Here is a 16,479-nt window from a genome sequence, read left to right on the forward strand (position 1 = left end):
CGCTCAAACGAAAGGCGGCTCGCCCTGCCAGTCGAAGAAGTCGGGCATGTCGCGCGACACGGTCTGCGGGAACGCGGCCGGGCGCTTCTGCAGGAAGGCCTCGACGCCTTCCTTCGCGTCCGGCGAGCGCCCGCGCGACTGGATCGCGCGGCTGTCCAGCTTGTGCGCCTCCATCGGATGCGCGGCGCCCGCCATCCGCCAGATCATCTGCCGCGAGATCGCGACCGACACCGGCGCAGCGTTGTCGGCGATCTCGCGCGCCAGCGCGTAGGCCGCCGGCAGCAGCTCGTCGGGCGCATGCAGCGAGCGCACCAGGCCGCGCTCCAGCGCCTCCTGGGCCGGGAACACGCGGCCGGTGTAGCACCACTCCAGCGCGGTCGAGATGCCGACCACGCGCGACAGGAACCACGACGACGCGGCCTCCGGCGTGATGCCGCGGCGGGAGAACACGAAGCCGAACTTGGCCGTGGTCGAGGCCAGCCGGATATCCATCGGCAGCTGCATCGTCACGCCGATGCCTACCGCGGCGCCGTTGATCGCCCCGATCACCGGCTTCAGGCTGCGGAAGATCCGCAGCGCGACACGGCCGCCGCCGTCGCGGTGCGGCGCGTCGGCCGGCGCGCCGTAGCGCTTCTCGAAATCGAAGGTCGAGCCGCCCGAGGACAGATCGGCGCCGGCGCAGAACGCGCGTCCCGCGCCCGTCACCACCACCGCCCGCACCGCATCGTCGGCGTCAGTGGCATCGAAGGCCGCGATCAGCTCCTGCATCATCTGCGCGTTGAACGTATTCATCTGTTCCGGCCGGTGCAGCGTGATGGTGGCGATGCCGTCGGCGACGGCGTAGCGCAGCGTTTCAAACTGGGATGGTTGCATGGGGGCTCCGAGGTTGCCGATCAATGCCGGGAAGGTCGAGTGTGGCCGCTGACGCGCGATGGCGATGCCCGCGCCGCCGTGCTCAGGCGAAGGTGATCGCGCCGCGCCGGTCCGCGCGCTCCAGATGCGGCACGTTGTTGAAGCTGAGCAGCCGCTGCGTATTGCGGCCGCAGATGATTTCGCAGAAGGCGGTGTTGCGGAACTGCAGGTTCAGCTCGATCGCCGTCTGCGCCGGCGCGTGCAGCATGTCGGCCACCGCACGCCCGATCGCGCCACCCGAGCTGACCACCAGGATCGCGTCCTCGCGCGCCGAGCCCTCGGCGCCGTGCGCCAGTCCCGCCGCGATGCGCTTGCCGAATTCGTCCCAGCTCTCGGGCATGCCGGTCAGCGTGCCGGCGGTCCAGGCGGCGAAGGCCGCGCGGAAGGTACGCCAGTAGTCCGCATAGTCGCCGTTCTGATGCGCGCGATGATCGGCGCCGCCGGTGTGGGCGCAATACAGCGCCTCGCCGTCGTACTCGTTGAAGCCGGGATGGGTTTCGATCGTCAGTCCGGCACCGGCCTCGCCCATGGCGGCCAGGATCTCGCTGGCGGTGTCCTGCTGGCGCACCAGCGAGCCGGCGATCACGCGGCGGAAGCGCACCCCGCGCTCGACGAAATACTCGCCAAGCCAGCGCGATTGCTGCCGGCCCTGCGCCGACAGGCAGTCGTAGTTGGCCGCGCCGAAGGAGGCCTGGCCGTGGCGCACGAAAAATAGCGTTGCCATAGAGGGAGAGCGGAAGGTTGGGAGGAGGCCGGCCCACCGGTCCGGCCGGCGGGCCGGCGATGGCCGTCGCGCTCGATTGTAGGGCGCGCTCCGAGTGCCGGCCAAGCAAGCGTGACACGCTGCATACCGGTCATGGCCGCGCTGCATTGTCGTCGTCGGCGGGCCTTTCGCGTCTCAAATTCCAAAAGGTGGCGGCATGTTACGCAAATGGCGTCGCCATACGCGGTTACCTTGGCGCCTGCCCGGAGGAGGGCGTTCTTCATTCCATCCAGACATCGGCATATCGGGACACCGGGGCACCTGGGACATCCCGGACATCCCGAACCTCCCGGACGTCGGGACATCAAGACATCAAGAGGTCGAGACGATGCGTACGTATCACACCCTGTCGTATCGCGACTGCACCGCCTTCAGCGCGGCAGTCGAATCGCCGCATCTCGGGCCGGCGATCAACGCGGCGCTCGTGCGCGGCGAACTGATCGAAGTCCAGGGGCATCGCTTCCGCCTGTGCCGATCCGGTTCCGGCTGGAAGATCAAGACCGCTTCGCTCTGGCAGATGACGCACCGGCAGCGCTTCGCGCGGCTGATGCGGTGCCTGCGCCTCGGTGGCGACGAAGTGCTGTGGGAAGCGAGGGTGCGCCGCTTCGTCAAGCATGACGCGCTGCGCGTGCAGGTCGATGGCGGTGGCGGCGCCGATGGCAACGGCGGCGCTGCGCGGCCGCGCGTGCTGCCTCGCTACGTCAACGGTTGGCTGCCGCCGGCTCTCGACCGGGGCAGCCTGTCGACGCAGAGCGCGGCCGCCGGCCGTCGGCGTCGCGCCGAGCTGCTGCAATACGTCCAGCGGCCGCACGCGGAACCCGACGGCGCATCGGAGGCCGCATCCGAGGGCGCATCCGAGGGCGCATCCGAAGGCGCGGGCAAGGTGCCGCCGCAGAGCCGGCCCGCCATGCCGCCGGGCATCGACCTGCGCCGGCTTTGTCCCGACGTCGCGGCGCATCTGTTCGGCCCAGGCGCGGACTTGCGCGGACGCAATCTGCGCGACAGCGACCTGGGCCCGCTCGATCTGAGCGGCGCCGACTTGCGCGGCGCGGTGCTGATCCGCTGCAAGGCCGCCGGGGCCAGCCTCGTCGGCACCGATCTGCAGGGAGCCGATCTGCGCTGTGCCGACCTGCGCGGCGCCCGGCTGGACGCGGCCAAGCTGTCCGGCACGCGGCTCGCCGCGGCCCGGCTGCAGAACGCCTCGCTGCATGGTGCCGATCTGCACGGCCAGACGCTCGACATGATGGCTTTGGCCGGCGCGACGCTGCACGGCGCGGACCTGACGGGCGCGCGCCTGGTGCTGGCCGGCGACGTGTTCACCAACGGCGCCGTACGCCGGGCCATGCTCAAGCCCTTGCATCAGCGCGAGGACAATCTGCTGTGGACGCTGGTCTCCCTGCCGGATCCGGACCGGCGCCGCGAATTGATGCGGGCGATCGTGCGGGCGCTTTGGCACGCCGTCACCCAGGGCGAGGACGTCTCCGACACCCATGATGCCCTCGCCGCGGTGCTGCTCAGGAACATCGACGACTATTGGGGCGACCCGCGCGACAAGAACGCCGACATCGCGTTGAACGGCTGGATCCAGACACTGGCCCGGCATCAGTGCCTGCGCCTGGCCGACGCGCTGCCCGAGCCCTGCGAAGGGGCGCTGCTGCAACTGGCGGACCGCTATCGCGCCATGTTTGCCGAGCGCGGCGGCCTGCCATGGGAGGTGCCGCTGAAGTTACGCTCGCAAGCCGTCAGTCGAGCCTGACGCCGGTATCGGCGGTCAGCTTCAGCACCACCGGCAGATAGGCGCGATACGCGCTGCTGGCCTCGGCCGGCAAATTGCCGACCGGCTCGGCGCCCATTTCGTCGATCCGGCGCGCCAGCGGGCCGCTCCTGACCAGCGCGCTGACCTCGCGCCCGAGCCGCTCGACGATGGCGGGCGGCGTCTTCGCGGGGGCCAGCAGTGTGGTCGGCCCGACGACCTCGTAGGCCGGATCGCGGTAACCCGCCTCGGCGAAGGTCGGCACATCGGGCAGGCCCACCGCCCGGCGCGTGCCGATCACCGCCAGCGGGCGCAGCTTGCCGGTGGCGATATGCTGCTTCAGCGCGGTCACCGAGCCGATTGTCATGTTGACCTGGCCCGCCAGCAGATCCGACACCATCGGCCCTTCGCCGCGATAGGGCACGTGCAGGATATCGAGGCCCTTCGTCTTGGCCAGATACGACTGGATCGTATGCGGCTGCGTGCCGGGTCCCCATGATCCCATCCGCAAGGCGCCGGGATTGGCCTTCGCGTAGGCGAGCAATTCGTCGACGCTCTTGACCGGCAGCGTGCTGTTGACCACCAGCACGGTGCGCATGGTGGCGATGTCGGAGACCGGCTGCAGATCGGTGCGCGGGTCGTAGGGCAGCTTCCTGTACAGCGCCAGGTTGGCCGTGATCGGCCCGGGCACCGTCATCAGCAGCGTGTAGCCGTCGGGCGCTGACTTGGCGACATGGTCGGTGCCGATGATGCCGCCCGCGCCGCCCTTGTTCTCGACCACCACCGGCTGGCCCAGCCGCTGGCTCAGCGTGTCGCCCAGCGTGCGGGCCAGCGTGTCGGTCGAACCGCCGGCCGGATAGGGCACGACGATCCGGATCGGCTTGCTCGGGTAGGTGTCCTGCGCATGCAGTGGCATGGCTGCCGCCGTCAGCAGCGCCAGGGTGGCGGCGCGCATCGCCGTCGTGCTTCGCGCCAACCATCGTGCCATCGTGTATCGCGCCATCGTGCATCGTGGCGCCTGATGCCTGGCCGCCTTGCTGCGTGGGTTCATGCTGGTCTCCGTCTTGTGATGATGGTTTGGGATCGCGATGGGCCCGGCCCGCTCGCTGGCTTCAATCCCGCATCGGCGCCAGATAGCTGCCGATCAGCCGCGCCATCTGCACCGGCAGTTCGTCGTCGTCCAGCCGCACCGGCAGCGGGTCATGCAGCAGCGCATTGACCAGCATGCCGAACACGGCCTGCATGGCGAAGCGCACCTTCGCCTCGGCCCGGGTGTCGTCGCCGAGCCGCGGCACCAGCAGCGCCACCATCCGGTCCGCAAAGGCCGTCGCACAGTCCCCATGGGGCTGCCACGCCTGGGGGCGAGCGCCGGCCTGCTGCAGCGCCGCCCGCAGCAGGCCCCGCTGGGCGCGGCAGCCGCGCACCAGCAGGCGCATCGCCTTGTCGAGCAGCACCGCGGTCGGCAGCGCGGCGCAGCGCGAAGACGCCAGATGGTGCGCCATCGCCTGCTGCGCCTCGTGTACCGCCGCCGTCTGCAACGCTTCGAAGAAGGCCGCCTTGTCGCGGAAGCGCCCATAGAAGGCGCCGACCGACAGCTCGCAGGCCGCGACGATCTGCGCCACCGAGATCGCTTCGAAGTCGCGCGTGGCCAGCAGCGTGCGGCCCGCCGCCAGCAGGGATTGCTCGGTATCGCGGGCACGCTGGCGCTTGGGCGCGTGCAGCAGCGAACGGGTGTCGAGGGCGGGGAAGGCGCTGCGCGCGGTGCCCGGCAGCGGGAACGGGGAGGCAGGGGTCATGGGGGCTTCCGGAGGCGGCTACGGATACGGGTGCGGACAAGGGATGCGGACAGGGATGCGGACCGGAATGCGGACCGGAATGCGGACCGGAATGCGGACCGGAATGCAGGCTCGACCGGCGACGCCGATGCGTGCGCCATCTGTCCGGCCCAGCGTCCGATCCAGTGTCCGGTCACGTTAGGGGCACGCGCGGGGAGCGTCAACGGAAGCCGCTCTATTTCCAATATCTGGAAATTCGTTCCATCATTTGACGGTCGTTGCCGAGGCCACCCACACTGGATTTCAGGAGACAACATGAACACGCCGGTCGAACAATTCATCGCCGAGCGCCGCCGCGACGACCCGTCGTTCGGCGGCCTGCTCGCCAAGGGCTTTGCCTTGCTGCGCTGCTTCATCGACGAGCCGCAGCCGATGGGCAATGGCGAACTGTCGCGCCGGCTGCAGCTGCCGCGGGCGACGGTGTCGCGCATCTGCAAGACCTTGTACGAGCTCGGCTATCTCGACTGGGACCCGAAGCTCGACAAGTACTTCGTCAGCGCGCAGGTGCTGGCGCTCGGCTACCCCTACCTGACCGGCCTGCCGATGCGGCATACCGCGCGGCCGCTGATGCAGGCGCTGGCCGACCGCATCGAGGGCGCGGTGTCGATGGGCGTGGCGCACCGGCTCGACGTGACCTATCTGCTCACCTGCACCCACAACGAGGGCACGCCGGCGCGGCCGGGTGTCGGCGCGGTGCGTTCGGTGCTGAACACCGGCATGGGCCGCGCGTTCCTGTGCACGCTGTCCAAGGCCGAGTTCCAGCGGCTGATGGAGATCGCCCAGCGCGAGCGTCCCGACGAATACGCCGCCAGCTACGACCGCATCTGCCACAACGTCGCCCACTATCCGAAACGCGGCTTCGCGACCAACGAGGGCGAGGCGGGCATCGGCGTGCATGGCGTCGGCATCTACTCGCGCATCGTCTATCTGAACCGCCCGCTGCTGTTCAACTGCGCGATCGCCGGCAGCAAGCTGCGCCGCGGCATGCTGGAAAAGCGCGTGGCGCCGATGCTGGTCGAGATGGTCCGCAGCATCGAGCAGGCAGCGGGCGTCGGGCGATAGCGCACGCCGGGCCGCCGCCCGGCCACCGCCGGCGTGGCACGTTCCCGCAGCGGGTTCCGGCGACCTGGCGAACGCGACAACATGAGAGACACCACGATGCCGCCGCCACGGCGGCATCGGCCCACAACGATAACGGAGACATCGATGCCAGACCCGACCCCTGCGCCGACCCCCGCGCCGACGCGCGAACCGACCCCCGCACCGCTCCCCGACCTGACCGCCTTGCTGCGGCCGCGCTCGATCGCCGTGATCGGCGCCTCGTCCCAACCCGAGAAGGTCGGCGGCATGCCGATCCGGTTGCTGCGCGAGCTCGGCTACGGCGGCCGCGTGCATCCGGTCAACACGGCATCGGCCGAGATCCAGGGGCTACCCGCCACGCCCTCGCTTGCCGCGCTCGGCGAGCCGGTCGACCTGGCCATCGTCGCGGTGCCGGCGCTGGCCAGCGCCGACGTGATGGCGCAGCTGGCGGCCAACGGCACGCGCGCGGCGGTGTTCTTCACGTCTGGCTTCGCCGAGGTCGGCGAGGAGGGCACCCGCATGCAGCAGGCGCTGGCCGAGCAGGCGCGGCATCACGGCATCACGCTGCTGGGGCCCAACTGCCTGGGTGCGATGAACCTGCGCGAGCGCATGTTCGCAACCTTCTCGCCGATTCCGCTGAGCGGGCTGCCGCCGCTGGGCGATGTGGGACTGGTCAGCCAGAGCGGGGCCTTCGGCGCCTATGCCTTCGCGCTGGCGCGCGAGGCCGGGCTCGGCCTGAGTCACTGGGTCACCACCGGCAACGAGGCCGGGCTGCAGGTGGCCGACGTGATCGAATGGCTCGCGCACGACCACGACACACGCGTGATCCTGGCCTATATGGAAGGCTGCCGCGATGGCGAGCGGCTGCGCCGCGCGCTGGCGGCGGCGCGCGCGGCCGGCAAGCCGGTGGTGGTCGCCAAGGTCGGCGTCACCGAGGCCGGCGCGCGCTCGGCGCAATCGCATACCGCCAGCCTGGCGGGCGAGGACGCGGTCTACCAGGCGGTGTTCGACGAATACGGCGTGCATCGCGCCGAATCGCTGGAAGCGTTCTTCCGGCTCGGCTATGTGCTGTCGCGCGGCCGGCGGCCGTCGCGCTGGCACAGCGCCAGCGGCCTGGCCGCCGATGCGGTGGCGCCGGTGGCGATCGTCACCGTGTCCGGCGGCGTCGGCATCATGATGGCCGATCGCGCCGAGCAGCTGGGTTTGCCGATGCCTGCGATGCCGGCCGGCCCGGCTGAAGCGCTGCGTGCCGCGATCCCGTTCGCCAGCACCGCCAATCCGATCGATGTGACCGGCCAGATCGTGGCCCAGCCGCGCGTGTTGCTGGACGCGCTGCGCGACGTCGCCGAATGCGGGGAATACGGCAGCGTGGTGGCGTTCCTGGCCGCCGGCGCCAATGCACCGGCGCTGTGGCCCGAGCTGCAGCGCACCGTCGCCGCGCTGCACGAGACGACCGCCAGCGCGCCGCTGCTGCTGTGCGGGCTGGTGGCCGATGATCGCCGCGCCTGGCTGGAGCAGCACGGCTGCCTGGTGTTCCGCGAGCCCGCGCACGCGATGGAAGCGGTTGCCGCGCTGGCGCGTGCGGCGGCGCAGGGTGCGGAAAGCCGCGGCGAGTCCGCGGCTGAGGCCTTGCCACAGTTGCCACAGTTGCCACAGTTGCCACGTATTGCCGCCGACGCCAACGCGCTGTCCGAACACGAGGCGATGCAACTGCTGGCCGAGGCCGGCGTGCCGGTGGCCCCGCACGGTCTGGCGCGCGATGCCGACGAGGCGGTGCGCCTGGCCGATCGGCTCGGCTATCCGGTCGCGGTCAAGCTGTGCTCGCGCGAGATCCTGCACAAGAGCGATGTCGGCGGCGTGGCGTTGAACCTGCACGATGCCGATGCGGTGCGCGCGGCCTTTGCGCGGGTGCGCGACGCGATCGGCCGGCATGCGGCCCGGCATGGCGGTGCGCCGGTGCCCTTCGAGGGCGTGGTGGTGGCGCGCATGGTGCGCGGCTGGGGCGAGCTGATGGTCGGCGTGCGGCGCGACCCGGTGTTCGGGCTCGTCGCGCTGGCCGGCATCGGCGGCACCGCGGTCGAGGTGTTCCGCCAGATGGCATTCGGACTGGCGCCGCTGTCGATGCCTCGCGCGCTGGCGATGCTGCGCGACAGCCGCGCCGAGGCGCTGTTCGCCGGCCATCGCGGCAATCCGGCCGTGCCGCTCGAACAGGTGGCCCAGGTGCTGGTGCGCGTGTCGCAGGCGGCCGCCGCGATCGGGCCGCGGCTCGACACGCTGGAGATCAATCCCTTCATCGTCACGGCCGACGGGCCGGTGGCGGCCGACGCCGTCATCACGCTGCGGCACGACGCGCATTGAAACCCCAAGCGAGCACCCGAGATGAACCATCCCGCCAGCCCCATCTTCTCCGCCCCCGTCTACGACAACCCCCAGCAGGCCCTGACCGCCGCCGCGGCGCTGCCGCTGGTGATCTACGGCTACCCGCTGATCGAAACGCTGCGCACCTGCCGCCTGCAGACCTCGGTCCAGGCGGCCACCGGCTATGGCCGCGCGCCGGTCAACGTGCTGTCGGCCAGCACGCGCCAATGGACCCACGAGGACCGCGACATCGTCACGCCGGCCAACGACCTGCTGTACTTCTGCGGCTGGATCGACCTGTCCGACGGTCCGGTCACGCTGCAGGTGCCGCCGCTGAGCGACCCGGACCGCTACTACGTGGTCGAACTGCTCGACGCGCATACCAACAACTTCGAGAATCTCGGGCCCCGCAATGTGCCGGCCGAGGGCGCCGCGGTGAAACTGGTCGGCCCCGGCCAGCAGGCGGGTGCCGGCCGCGCGGTCGCGTGTCCGACGTCGCTGGTCTGGCTGATCGGCCGCGTGCTGGTACAGGGCGAGCAGGACCTGCCGGCCGCGCATGCGTTCGAGCAGGGCTTCCGGCTCGATGCGCCGGCGATCGGGCGCCAGCCGCAATGCGTGCGGCTGTGGCGCGAGACCGGCGACGCCGCGCTCGACTTCTTTCACAACCTGTTCCAGGCGCTGCGGGAGTTTCCGCCGTCGCCGGAGGAGCGCGGCCTGCTGACGCTGCTGCGGCGCCTGGGCATCCGGCTCGAGGACGAGGTCGACATCGCCGCGCTGCGGCCGGCGGTGCAGGCGGGCCTGGTCAGCGCCTATCGGCAAGGCATGGATCTGATCGAGGCGCATACGCGCAGCCAGGGACGCAAGAGCTGGGGCTACAGCCTGAAGCTCGGCGTCTACGGCGACGACTGGCTGATGCGCGCGACCACCGCGATGAAGGGATTGGGCGCGCTGCGCGCCGACGAGGCGGTCTACGCGATGGCGGACTTCGATGCCGACGGGCAGCCGCTGACCGGCGCCGGCACTTACGAGTTGCGCTTCCCGGCGGGCCATCTGCCGCCGGCGCAGGCGTTCTGGTCGGTGTCGCTGTACGGCGAGGACCGCTTCTTCACCGCCAACGCCATCGGCCGTTATGCGATCGGCGACCGCACGCCGGGCCTGCGCTACGAGGACGACGGCAGCCTGGCGATCGCGATCTCGCATGCGCGTCCCGCTTCGATCGACAACTGGCTGCCGGCGCCGGCGGGACCGTTCTATCTGATCCTGCGCCTCTATCACCCGAGCCCTGCCTTTATCGCGGGCCAGTACGTCATTCCGCCCGTGCGGCGGATCGCCTGAGGGGGCCGCGATGATGCGCTCCGATGTAGTCCATGGCTTTCGTGTCCTTCGTGTCTTTCGGATGCTTGATGTCCTTCGCGGCGGCCGGCTCGCCAAAGGTCTGATGGCCGCCTTGGTGCTTGCCGTCGGCCTTGCCCTGGCCCCGGTCGCCCACGCCGACAGCTACCCTTCGCGCCCCGTCAAGCTGGTCTCGCCCTACGGCGCCGGCGGGTCCAACGACACCTCGGCGCGCGTGCTGGCCGACGCGCTGAGCCAGAAGTACGGGCAGCAGTTCGTAGTCGAGAACCGGCCGGGCGCCGGTACGCGCGTGGCCAACGAGCTGGTGGCGCATGCGGCGCCGGACGGCTACACGCTGCTGTGGGCGGCCGCGCCGTTCGCGATCAACACAGCGGCGGGGCTGAAACAGCGCTACGACGTCGCCAGGGACTTCAAGCCGGTCGGCCCGCGCGTGGTCGGGCCGGTCTTCCTGATCGTCAATGCCGCCTCGCCGGCGCGCACGCTGGCCGATTTCGTCAAGCTCGCGCGCGAGAAGAAGGACGGCATCACGTTCGCCTCGCCGGGCATCGGCTCGGGGCCGCACCTGACCGGCGAGCTGTTTGCCGCGCAGGCCGGCTTCAAGGCGCTGACCGTGCATTACAAGGGCGATGCCACCGCCTATACCGAACTGCTGGCGGGTCGCGTCGACGCGACGCTGACCGCCATCACCTCGGCGCTGCCCTTCATCAAGGCGGGCAAGCTGCGCGTGCTGGCGGTCGCGTCGGAGCAGCGCAGCCCGGTGTATCCGGACGCGCCGACCTTCGCCGAGCAGGGCCATGCCGGCGTGGTCGGCTACGGCTGGTTCGGGCTGGTGGCGCCGGCCGGCACGCCGGACGCGATCGTGCGCCAGCTCAATCGCGATGCCAGCGCGGTGTTTGCCGACCCCGCCATCCGGGCGAAGCTGCACGGGCTCGGCCTGCAGCCGGAGCCGATGAGCAGCGCGGCCTTCGGCCAGTTCATCGACGGCGAGGTGCGCAAATGGGGCGAGCTGATCCGGCGGACCGGGCTGGTGCTGGAATAAGGTGCAGGAATAAGGTGCAGGAATAAGCGGCCCCGCCAGTGCCAGTATCGCCGGCGGGATCGCAGCCACTATGGGAAGCGCGGCGCCAGATCGGCCTTGAGCCAGTCGATCAGCGCGCGCGTGCGCGCCGGCAGCATCCGCGCATGCGGATAGAGCACCGACAGCGGCCACGGCGCCAGCTCGTAGTCCTCCAGCACGATGCGCAGCTTTTTCTCGGCCACCAGCGGCGCGACCTGGTACGACAGGAAGTGGCCGAAGCCGGCGCCGGCCGCGCAGGCCGCGACCGCCGGGGCGGTCTGGTTGAATTCCAGATTGCCGGTGACCGGCACCTGGAACACGCGGCCATCGTCCTGAAAGGTCCACCAGTGCGGATTGCCATTGCTGAACCGCAGGCAGGGCTGCCGCGTCAGGTCCTCCGGATGGCGCGGCACGCCATGCTTGCGCAGGAAGGCCGGCGTGGCGACCACCACGCGGCGGATCCGGCCGACCGGCTGCGCGATCAGCGTCGAATCGCGCAGGGGCCCGATCCGCACGCCGACATCGACCCCTTCCTCGAGCAGGTCGACCACCCGATCGGCGAAGTTCAGCGAGCAATGCACCGCGGGATAGCGCTGCACGAAGCGCGTGATCGCGGGCGCCACATACATCTGGCCGAACAGCATCGGCGCGGTCACGGTCAGGTGGCCGGCGAGTTCGACCTGCCGCGTCGTCAATCCGGCCTCGATCTCGTCGATGGTGGCCAGGATGCGGCGACAGCTGTCCAGGTAGCTGCGGCCGTCCTCCGTCAGCGCCAGCCGGCGCGTGGTGCGGTTCAGCAGGCGGACCTGCAGATGGGCCTCCAGCGCGGCCAGCGTGCGCACCACCGCCGGCAGCGAGGTGCCGAGCGAGGCCGCGGCGGCGGTCAGGCTGCCCTTGTCGACGATCCGAACGAAAGTCTGCATCGCGCGAAGTTTGTCCATCGCGCGACATTACTCCATTTATCGGAGTAGTCAAATACATTCGGCGCGCTTTATTGCGGACCGGTCGCCGACCACAATGCGGGCATTCGCCAACCGCTTCAACGTCTTCAACCTCTCCAACGTCTTCAACCTCTTCCAGACGCTTGCCGTCAATGGAGCCGACCATGTCCGCTGTCCTGAACTCCCTCTCATCCCCGGTCTCCCCCTCGCATCCCGCTGCCCCGCTGGTCCTGTATCACGTGCCGCTGTCGGGCCATTGCCATCGCGTCCAGCTGCTGCTGTCGCTGCTCGACCTGCCCTACCGCTGCGAGCTGGTCGATGTCCGCGGCGGCGCGAACAAGGCCGAGCCCTTCCTGCGGCTCAATCCGTTCGGCCAGATTCCGGTGCTGGACGACAACGGCACCGTGATCGCCGACTCCAACGCGATCCTGGTCTATCTGGCGCTGCGCTACGACCACGAGGGCCGCTGGCTGCCGCGCGATCCGGTCAAGGCGGCGGCCGTGCAGCGCTGGCTGTCGGTGGCCGCGGGCGAGATCGCCTATGGGCCGGCGCGCGCCCGCATCGCCAAGCTGTTCGGCCGTGACTTGCCGGTGGACGACGCGCGGCAGCAGGCCGCACGCCTGTTCGAGGTGATGGAGCCGCTGCTGGCGGCCGCGCCGTATCTCGCGGCCGACCATGCGACGCTGGCCGACGTCGCCGCCTACGCCTATATCGCTCGCGCCGAGGAAGGCGGCGTCAGCCTGGCGCCGTATCCCGCGATCCGCGCGTGGCTCGCACGCGTCGAGGCGTTGCCGCGCTTCGTGCCGATGCCTGTTGCGCAAGCGGCCTGAACCAACCTGTCATTGCGGAGCGCGATCATGGAACTGCCGACCTGGCCCTACGAGGGCTCTCCCTTCCACCGCGGCGAGCGCCTGGCGCAGCAGCGCGCCGGCAAGCGTGAGCAGATGGAAGGGGTAGGGCGCCGCGTGGTGCGCGGCGAAATGCTGGAACAGCACCGGCTGTTTTTCGCGCAGCTGCCGTTCATGCTGGCGGGCGCGCGCACCGACGATGGCGGCGTCTGGGCCACCATGCTGGCCGGGACGCCGGGATTTGCGCACGCGCTGGATCCGCTGCAGCTGCGCATCGATGCGCTGCCGCTGCCCGGCGATCCGCTCGATGGCGCGCTGCGCGATGGCGCCGAGCTTGGCCTGCTCGGTATCGAATTGCCGACCCGCCGGCGCAATCGCCTCAATGGCGTAATCGCCCGGCGCGACGCAGCCGGCTTTACGGTGCAGGTGCGGCAGAGCTTCGGCAACTGCCCCCGCTATATCCAGCAGCGGGAGCTGTTGCCGGTGCACGTGCCGTCAGAGGATGCGGGCGTCGCCCAGCCGCAGGTACTGGACCGGCTCGACCACGAGGCGATCGCGCTGGTGCGGCGCGCCGACACGCTGTTCATCGCCTCGCATCACAGCGATCCGGAGGCACCGCACAGCGGCGGCGCCGATGTCTCGCATCGCGGCGGCAAGCCGGGCTTCGTGCGCGTGGATGGCGACGACACGCTGGTGATGCCCGACTTCAACGGCAATGCCTACTTCAACACGATCGGCAATCTGGTCGCGAGCCCGCGCGCCGGCCTGCTGTTCGTCGATTGGGAGACCGGCACGCTGCTGCATGTGGCGGTCCGCGCCGAGATCGTCTGGGAAGGGCCGGAGGTGCAGGCCTACGCGGGCGCCGAGCGGCTGGTGCGGATGCGGGTCGAGCAGGTGATTCGGCGCCCGGGCGTGCTGCCGCTGCGCGGGCGGCTCGTCAGCATGTCGCCGGTGCTGGCGCAGACCGGCGAATGGCCGGGGAATGGATCCGCGAACCGGGCCGCGAACCGGGCCGCGAACGGGTCCGCGCCAGCGGCCATCACCACCGATCACCCGCTGATCACCCGCTGATCACCACTGATAGGTGAGCGTCGCCATCACGTTGCGCGCTTCGCCGTAGTAGCAGTTCAGCAGCCCGGCGCACGAGGACACGTAGGTCTTGTCGAACAGATTGGTGGCGGCGACACGTAGTCCCGCGCCCTTCAGCGACGCGCTGATGCGGCTCAGGTCAAGGCGCATCATCAGGTCGACCAGCGTGTACGACGGCACCTTCAGCGAGTTCTCGTTGTCGGCCCAGCTGGTGCCGACATAGCGCACGCCGGCGCCGACCGTGAAGCCGGGGAACACCAGATAGTCGGCCCATACCGAGGCCATGTGCTGCGGCGCCTGGTACGGCGTGTTGCCGACCACGCCCTCTGGCGACTCGACGTAGCGCATATGCGTGTAGGTGTAGCTGGCCAGCAGCGACAGCTTGTCGGTCACGCGCGAGCGCGCCTCCAGTTCGAGCCCGCGCGAGCGGACCTTGCCGGCCGGCTGGTAGTACGGGGGCGACAGCACGCGCGCCGCGACCTTGTCCTGCGTCAGGTCGTACAGCGAGGCCGACAGCAGCGTGCTGCTGCGCGGCGGCTGGTAGCGGACGCCGATCTCGACCTGCCGGCTCTCGGTCGGCGGCAACAGGCTGCCGTCGCGGGCGGTGCTGCCGCTCGGGTTGAAGCCCTCGCTATAGCTGGCATAGGGCGCGATGCCGTTGTCGAACAGATAGACCAGGCCCGCGCGCCTGGTGAACTTCGAACCGTCCCATTCCGAGCGCGAGGCGGCGCCGAAACCGAGGTTCGAGACCTTGGCCATGTCGTGGCGGCCGCCGAGCACCAGGCGCCAGCGCTCCCACGCGATCTGGTCCTGCAGATAGAGGCCGGTCTGCTCGAGCTTGCGGTCGATATTGGCGCGGAACAGGCCGGACAGGCCCGCGTTGCCGTAGACGGGATCGAACGCGTCGATCGGCGCGGCGCTGCCCGATTCCCACCAGCCGTCGACATGGCGGTGCTGGTAGTCCACGCCGAACAGCAGCGTGTGCTTGAGCGGACCGGTATCGAACTGCCCCTGCAGCTGGTTGTCGACGATGAAGGCGTCCAGGCTTTCGTTGGCGCCCGAGTAGTAGCGGGTCAGCGTGTTGGGGCCGGCCCAGCCATAGCCGTAGACCTGCTGCAGCGTGACATCCGACGACAGATAGCGGAAGTTCTGCCGTAACTGCCAGCGGTCGTTGAACGCATGCTCGAACTGGTAGCCGACCATGCGTTGCGTGCGCGTGAATTCGTTGTGGCCGGGCTCGCCGTCGAAGAAGCTGCGCAGGATGCGGCGGCCGTTGTGCGCGGCGGTGATGGTGGCATCCGACGGAATCGCGCCGTGATAGCCGCCATGCGGGTCGCGCTGCAGATAGGCCTGCAGCAGCAGGCGCGTGTCCGGGCTGATGTTCAGCAGCAGCGACGGCGCGATGGCGAAGCGTTCTTCCTCGACATGACGGTACTGCGTGTCCATCGAGCGGCCGATCGCGGTGATCCGGTAGGCGGCGACGCCGTTGTCGTCGATCGGGCCGGTCACGTCGAAGCCGGCCTCGTAGCGGTTGCGATTGCCTACCGTGACCTGGGCCTCGCCGGCGCGCTCGAACTGCGGCCGCTTGCTGGTCAGCGCGACCACGCCGCCGGGCGAGGCGCGCCCGTACAGCACCGAGGCGGGACCGCGAATCACGTCGATCCGCTCGAGGAAATACGGGTCGACCTGCATCGAGCTGTAGCTGCCGGGATCGCCCAGTACCTTCAGGCCGTCGAGCAGCGAGTTGTCGACGCTGCTGTCGATGAAGCCCCGCAGCGCGACGTAGTCGTAGCGGTTGGTCGCGCCGACCAGCGCGGTGAAGGCGCCGGGCGTGTAGTTCAGCGCCTCGGACACGCTGCGCGGCTTCTGGTCGTCCAGCTGCTGGCGCGTGACCACCGAAATCGACTGCGGCGTTTCGGCGAGCGGCGTGTCGGTCTTGGTGCCGGCGGCGCTGCGCCTGGCGACGAAGCCGACGCCGGGGCTCAGCGCGGTTTCCTGGCTGCCGGTGACGGTCACCGCCGGCAGCATCGCGGCATCGGCCGGCGCGGCGCTGGCCTGCGGCGCCGGCGTGGCGGCGGGCACGAGCAGATAGCCGGCCGGCGTCCTGCCGATCGCGTAGCCGCTGCCGCGCAGCAGTACCCCGAAGCCCTCGTCGACGCCATAGCGGCCGCGCAGGCCCTGCGTGCGCAAGCCGCGCAGCTTGTCGGCGTCGACCGTGATGGCGACGCCGGCCTGCTGGGCATAGCGCGTCAGCGCCTCGGCCAGCGGGCCGGCAGGGATGTCGTACTGGGCCTGCGCTGGTGTTGGTGTTGGCGTCGGTGTTGGCGCCTGCCGCGGCGTCTGCGTTTGCGTCTGCGCGTGGCCCCGCGCGGGCAGCGCCATGGCGCTCGCCAGCGCGGCGCCGACGGCAAGGTGGACCGTCAGCTGGACGGCGAGGGCGCGCGGATGCAGGCGAGGCCGCGCGGGCTCGGAATGGATGTGGCTCATGAT

13 protein-coding genes are annotated in these 16,479 nt (G+C 70.3%); 7 read left to right on the top strand and 6 right to left on the bottom strand.

Features of this window, described 5'->3' with window-relative positions; translation table 11 throughout:
* Positions 1-3 precede the first annotated feature (3 nt).
* Both F1599_RS04600 and F1599_RS04605 read right to left on the bottom strand, forming a co-directional pair.
* Positions 4-873 (bottom strand): crotonase/enoyl-CoA hydratase family protein, encoded by an 870-nt coding sequence (locus tag F1599_RS04600; RefSeq protein WP_149318654.1) that lies wholly within the window; start codon positions 871-873, stop codon positions 4-6.
* Between the two features lie 82 nt (positions 874-955).
* Positions 956-1,636, bottom strand: coding sequence for a histidine phosphatase family protein (locus F1599_RS04605; RefSeq protein WP_150082336.1), 681 nt, complete (start codon positions 1,634-1,636; stop codon positions 956-958).
* A gap of 367 nt (positions 1,637-2,003) precedes the next feature.
* Between F1599_RS04605 and F1599_RS04610 the strand changes: the two genes are divergently transcribed.
* The gene (locus F1599_RS04610) at positions 2,004-3,431 is read left to right on the top strand and encodes a pentapeptide repeat-containing protein (RefSeq protein WP_223819460.1); all 1,428 of its coding nucleotides are present in this window, start codon (positions 2,004-2,006) and stop codon (positions 3,429-3,431) included.
* Here the strand turns inward: F1599_RS04610 and F1599_RS04615 are convergent.
* Complete coding sequence (locus F1599_RS04615) at positions 3,418-4,383, bottom strand: Bug family tripartite tricarboxylate transporter substrate binding protein (RefSeq protein WP_223819461.1); 966 nt, start codon at positions 4,381-4,383, stop codon at positions 3,418-3,420. The genes F1599_RS04610 and F1599_RS04615 overlap by 14 nt on opposite strands.
* Before the next feature lie 157 nt (positions 4,384-4,540).
* Complete coding sequence (locus F1599_RS04620; RefSeq protein WP_149318657.1) at positions 4,541-5,224, bottom strand: TetR/AcrR family transcriptional regulator; 684 nt, start codon at positions 5,222-5,224, stop codon at positions 4,541-4,543.
* A gap of 294 nt (positions 5,225-5,518) precedes the next feature.
* Between F1599_RS04620 and F1599_RS04625 the strand changes: the two genes are divergently transcribed.
* The 4 genes from F1599_RS04625 to F1599_RS04640 all read left to right on the top strand — a co-directional run bounded on the left by F1599_RS04625 (position 5,519) and on the right by F1599_RS04640 (position 11,093).
* Positions 5,519-6,325 (top strand): IclR family transcriptional regulator, encoded by an 807-nt coding sequence (locus tag F1599_RS04625; protein ID WP_149318658.1) that lies wholly within the window; start codon positions 5,519-5,521, stop codon positions 6,323-6,325.
* Between the two features lie 144 nt (positions 6,326-6,469).
* Positions 6,470-8,701 (top strand): acetate--CoA ligase family protein, encoded by a 2,232-nt coding sequence (locus F1599_RS04630; RefSeq protein WP_150082339.1) that lies wholly within the window; start codon positions 6,470-6,472, stop codon positions 8,699-8,701.
* A gap of 21 nt (positions 8,702-8,722) precedes the next feature.
* Positions 8,723-10,036 carry a DUF1254 domain-containing protein gene (locus F1599_RS04635; RefSeq protein WP_149318660.1) on the top strand — a complete coding sequence of 438 codons (1,314 nt, stop codon included), beginning with the start codon at positions 8,723-8,725 and terminating at the stop codon, positions 10,034-10,036.
* A gap of 61 nt (positions 10,037-10,097) precedes the next feature.
* Positions 10,098-11,093 carry a Bug family tripartite tricarboxylate transporter substrate binding protein gene (locus F1599_RS04640; RefSeq protein ID WP_149318661.1) on the top strand — a complete coding sequence of 332 codons (996 nt, stop codon included), beginning with the start codon at positions 10,098-10,100 and terminating at the stop codon, positions 11,091-11,093.
* A gap of 68 nt (positions 11,094-11,161) precedes the next feature.
* Here the strand turns inward: F1599_RS04640 and F1599_RS04645 are convergent, their stop codons facing one another.
* Positions 11,162-12,052, bottom strand: coding sequence for a LysR family transcriptional regulator (locus F1599_RS04645; RefSeq protein WP_150082340.1), 891 nt, complete (start codon positions 12,050-12,052; stop codon positions 11,162-11,164).
* A gap of 164 nt (positions 12,053-12,216) precedes the next feature.
* Between F1599_RS04645 and F1599_RS04650 the strand changes: the two genes are divergently transcribed.
* Positions 12,217-12,882, top strand: a complete 666-nt coding sequence (locus F1599_RS04650) for a glutathione S-transferase family protein (protein WP_150082341.1) — start codon at positions 12,217-12,219, stop codon at positions 12,880-12,882.
* Positions 12,883-12,909: 27 nt separating this feature from the next.
* Positions 12,910-13,971, top strand: coding sequence for a pyridoxamine 5'-phosphate oxidase family protein (locus tag F1599_RS04655; protein WP_150082342.1), 1,062 nt, complete (start codon positions 12,910-12,912; stop codon positions 13,969-13,971).
* Here the strand turns inward: F1599_RS04655 and F1599_RS04660 are convergent, their stop codons facing one another.
* Complete coding sequence (locus tag F1599_RS04660; protein WP_223819462.1) at positions 13,972-16,476, bottom strand: TonB-dependent siderophore receptor; 2,505 nt, start codon at positions 16,474-16,476, stop codon at positions 13,972-13,974. It lies immediately after the preceding gene.
* Between the last annotated feature and the right edge of the window lie 3 nt (positions 16,477-16,479).

The sequence above is a fragment of the Cupriavidus cauae genome (genome assembly GCF_008632125.1).
Taxonomy (GTDB): Bacteria; Pseudomonadota; Gammaproteobacteria; order Burkholderiales; family Burkholderiaceae; genus Cupriavidus; species Cupriavidus cauae.

Coding starts and splice junctions, on each gene's coding strand:
- F1599_RS04610 (WP_223819460.1), top strand. CDS start 2,004: ATGCGTACGTATCACACCCTGTCGTATCGCGACTGCACCGCCTTCAGC.
- F1599_RS04605 (WP_150082336.1), bottom strand. CDS start 1,636: ATGGCAACGCTATTTTTCGTGCGCCACGGCCAGGCCTCCTTCGGCGCG.
- F1599_RS04645 (WP_150082340.1), bottom strand. CDS start 12,052: ATGGACAAACTTCGCGCGATGCAGACTTTCGTTCGGATCGTCGACAAG.
- F1599_RS04655 (WP_150082342.1), top strand. CDS start 12,910: ATGGAACTGCCGACCTGGCCCTACGAGGGCTCTCCCTTCCACCGCGGC.
- F1599_RS04600 (WP_149318654.1), bottom strand. CDS start 873: ATGCAACCATCCCAGTTTGAAACGCTGCGCTACGCCGTCGCCGACGGC.
- F1599_RS04620 (WP_149318657.1), bottom strand. CDS start 5,224: ATGACCCCTGCCTCCCCGTTCCCGCTGCCGGGCACCGCGCGCAGCGCC.
- F1599_RS04630 (WP_150082339.1), top strand. CDS start 6,470: ATGCCAGACCCGACCCCTGCGCCGACCCCCGCGCCGACGCGCGAACCG.
- F1599_RS04640 (WP_149318661.1), top strand. CDS start 10,098: ATGCTTGATGTCCTTCGCGGCGGCCGGCTCGCCAAAGGTCTGATGGCC.
- F1599_RS04615 (WP_223819461.1), bottom strand. CDS start 4,383: ATGCGCGCCGCCACCCTGGCGCTGCTGACGGCGGCAGCCATGCCACTG.
- F1599_RS04625 (WP_149318658.1), top strand. CDS start 5,519: ATGAACACGCCGGTCGAACAATTCATCGCCGAGCGCCGCCGCGACGAC.
- F1599_RS04635 (WP_149318660.1), top strand. CDS start 8,723: ATGAACCATCCCGCCAGCCCCATCTTCTCCGCCCCCGTCTACGACAAC.
- F1599_RS04650 (WP_150082341.1), top strand. CDS start 12,217: ATGTCCGCTGTCCTGAACTCCCTCTCATCCCCGGTCTCCCCCTCGCAT.
- F1599_RS04660 (WP_223819462.1), bottom strand. CDS start 16,476: ATGAGCCACATCCATTCCGAGCCCGCGCGGCCTCGCCTGCATCCGCGC.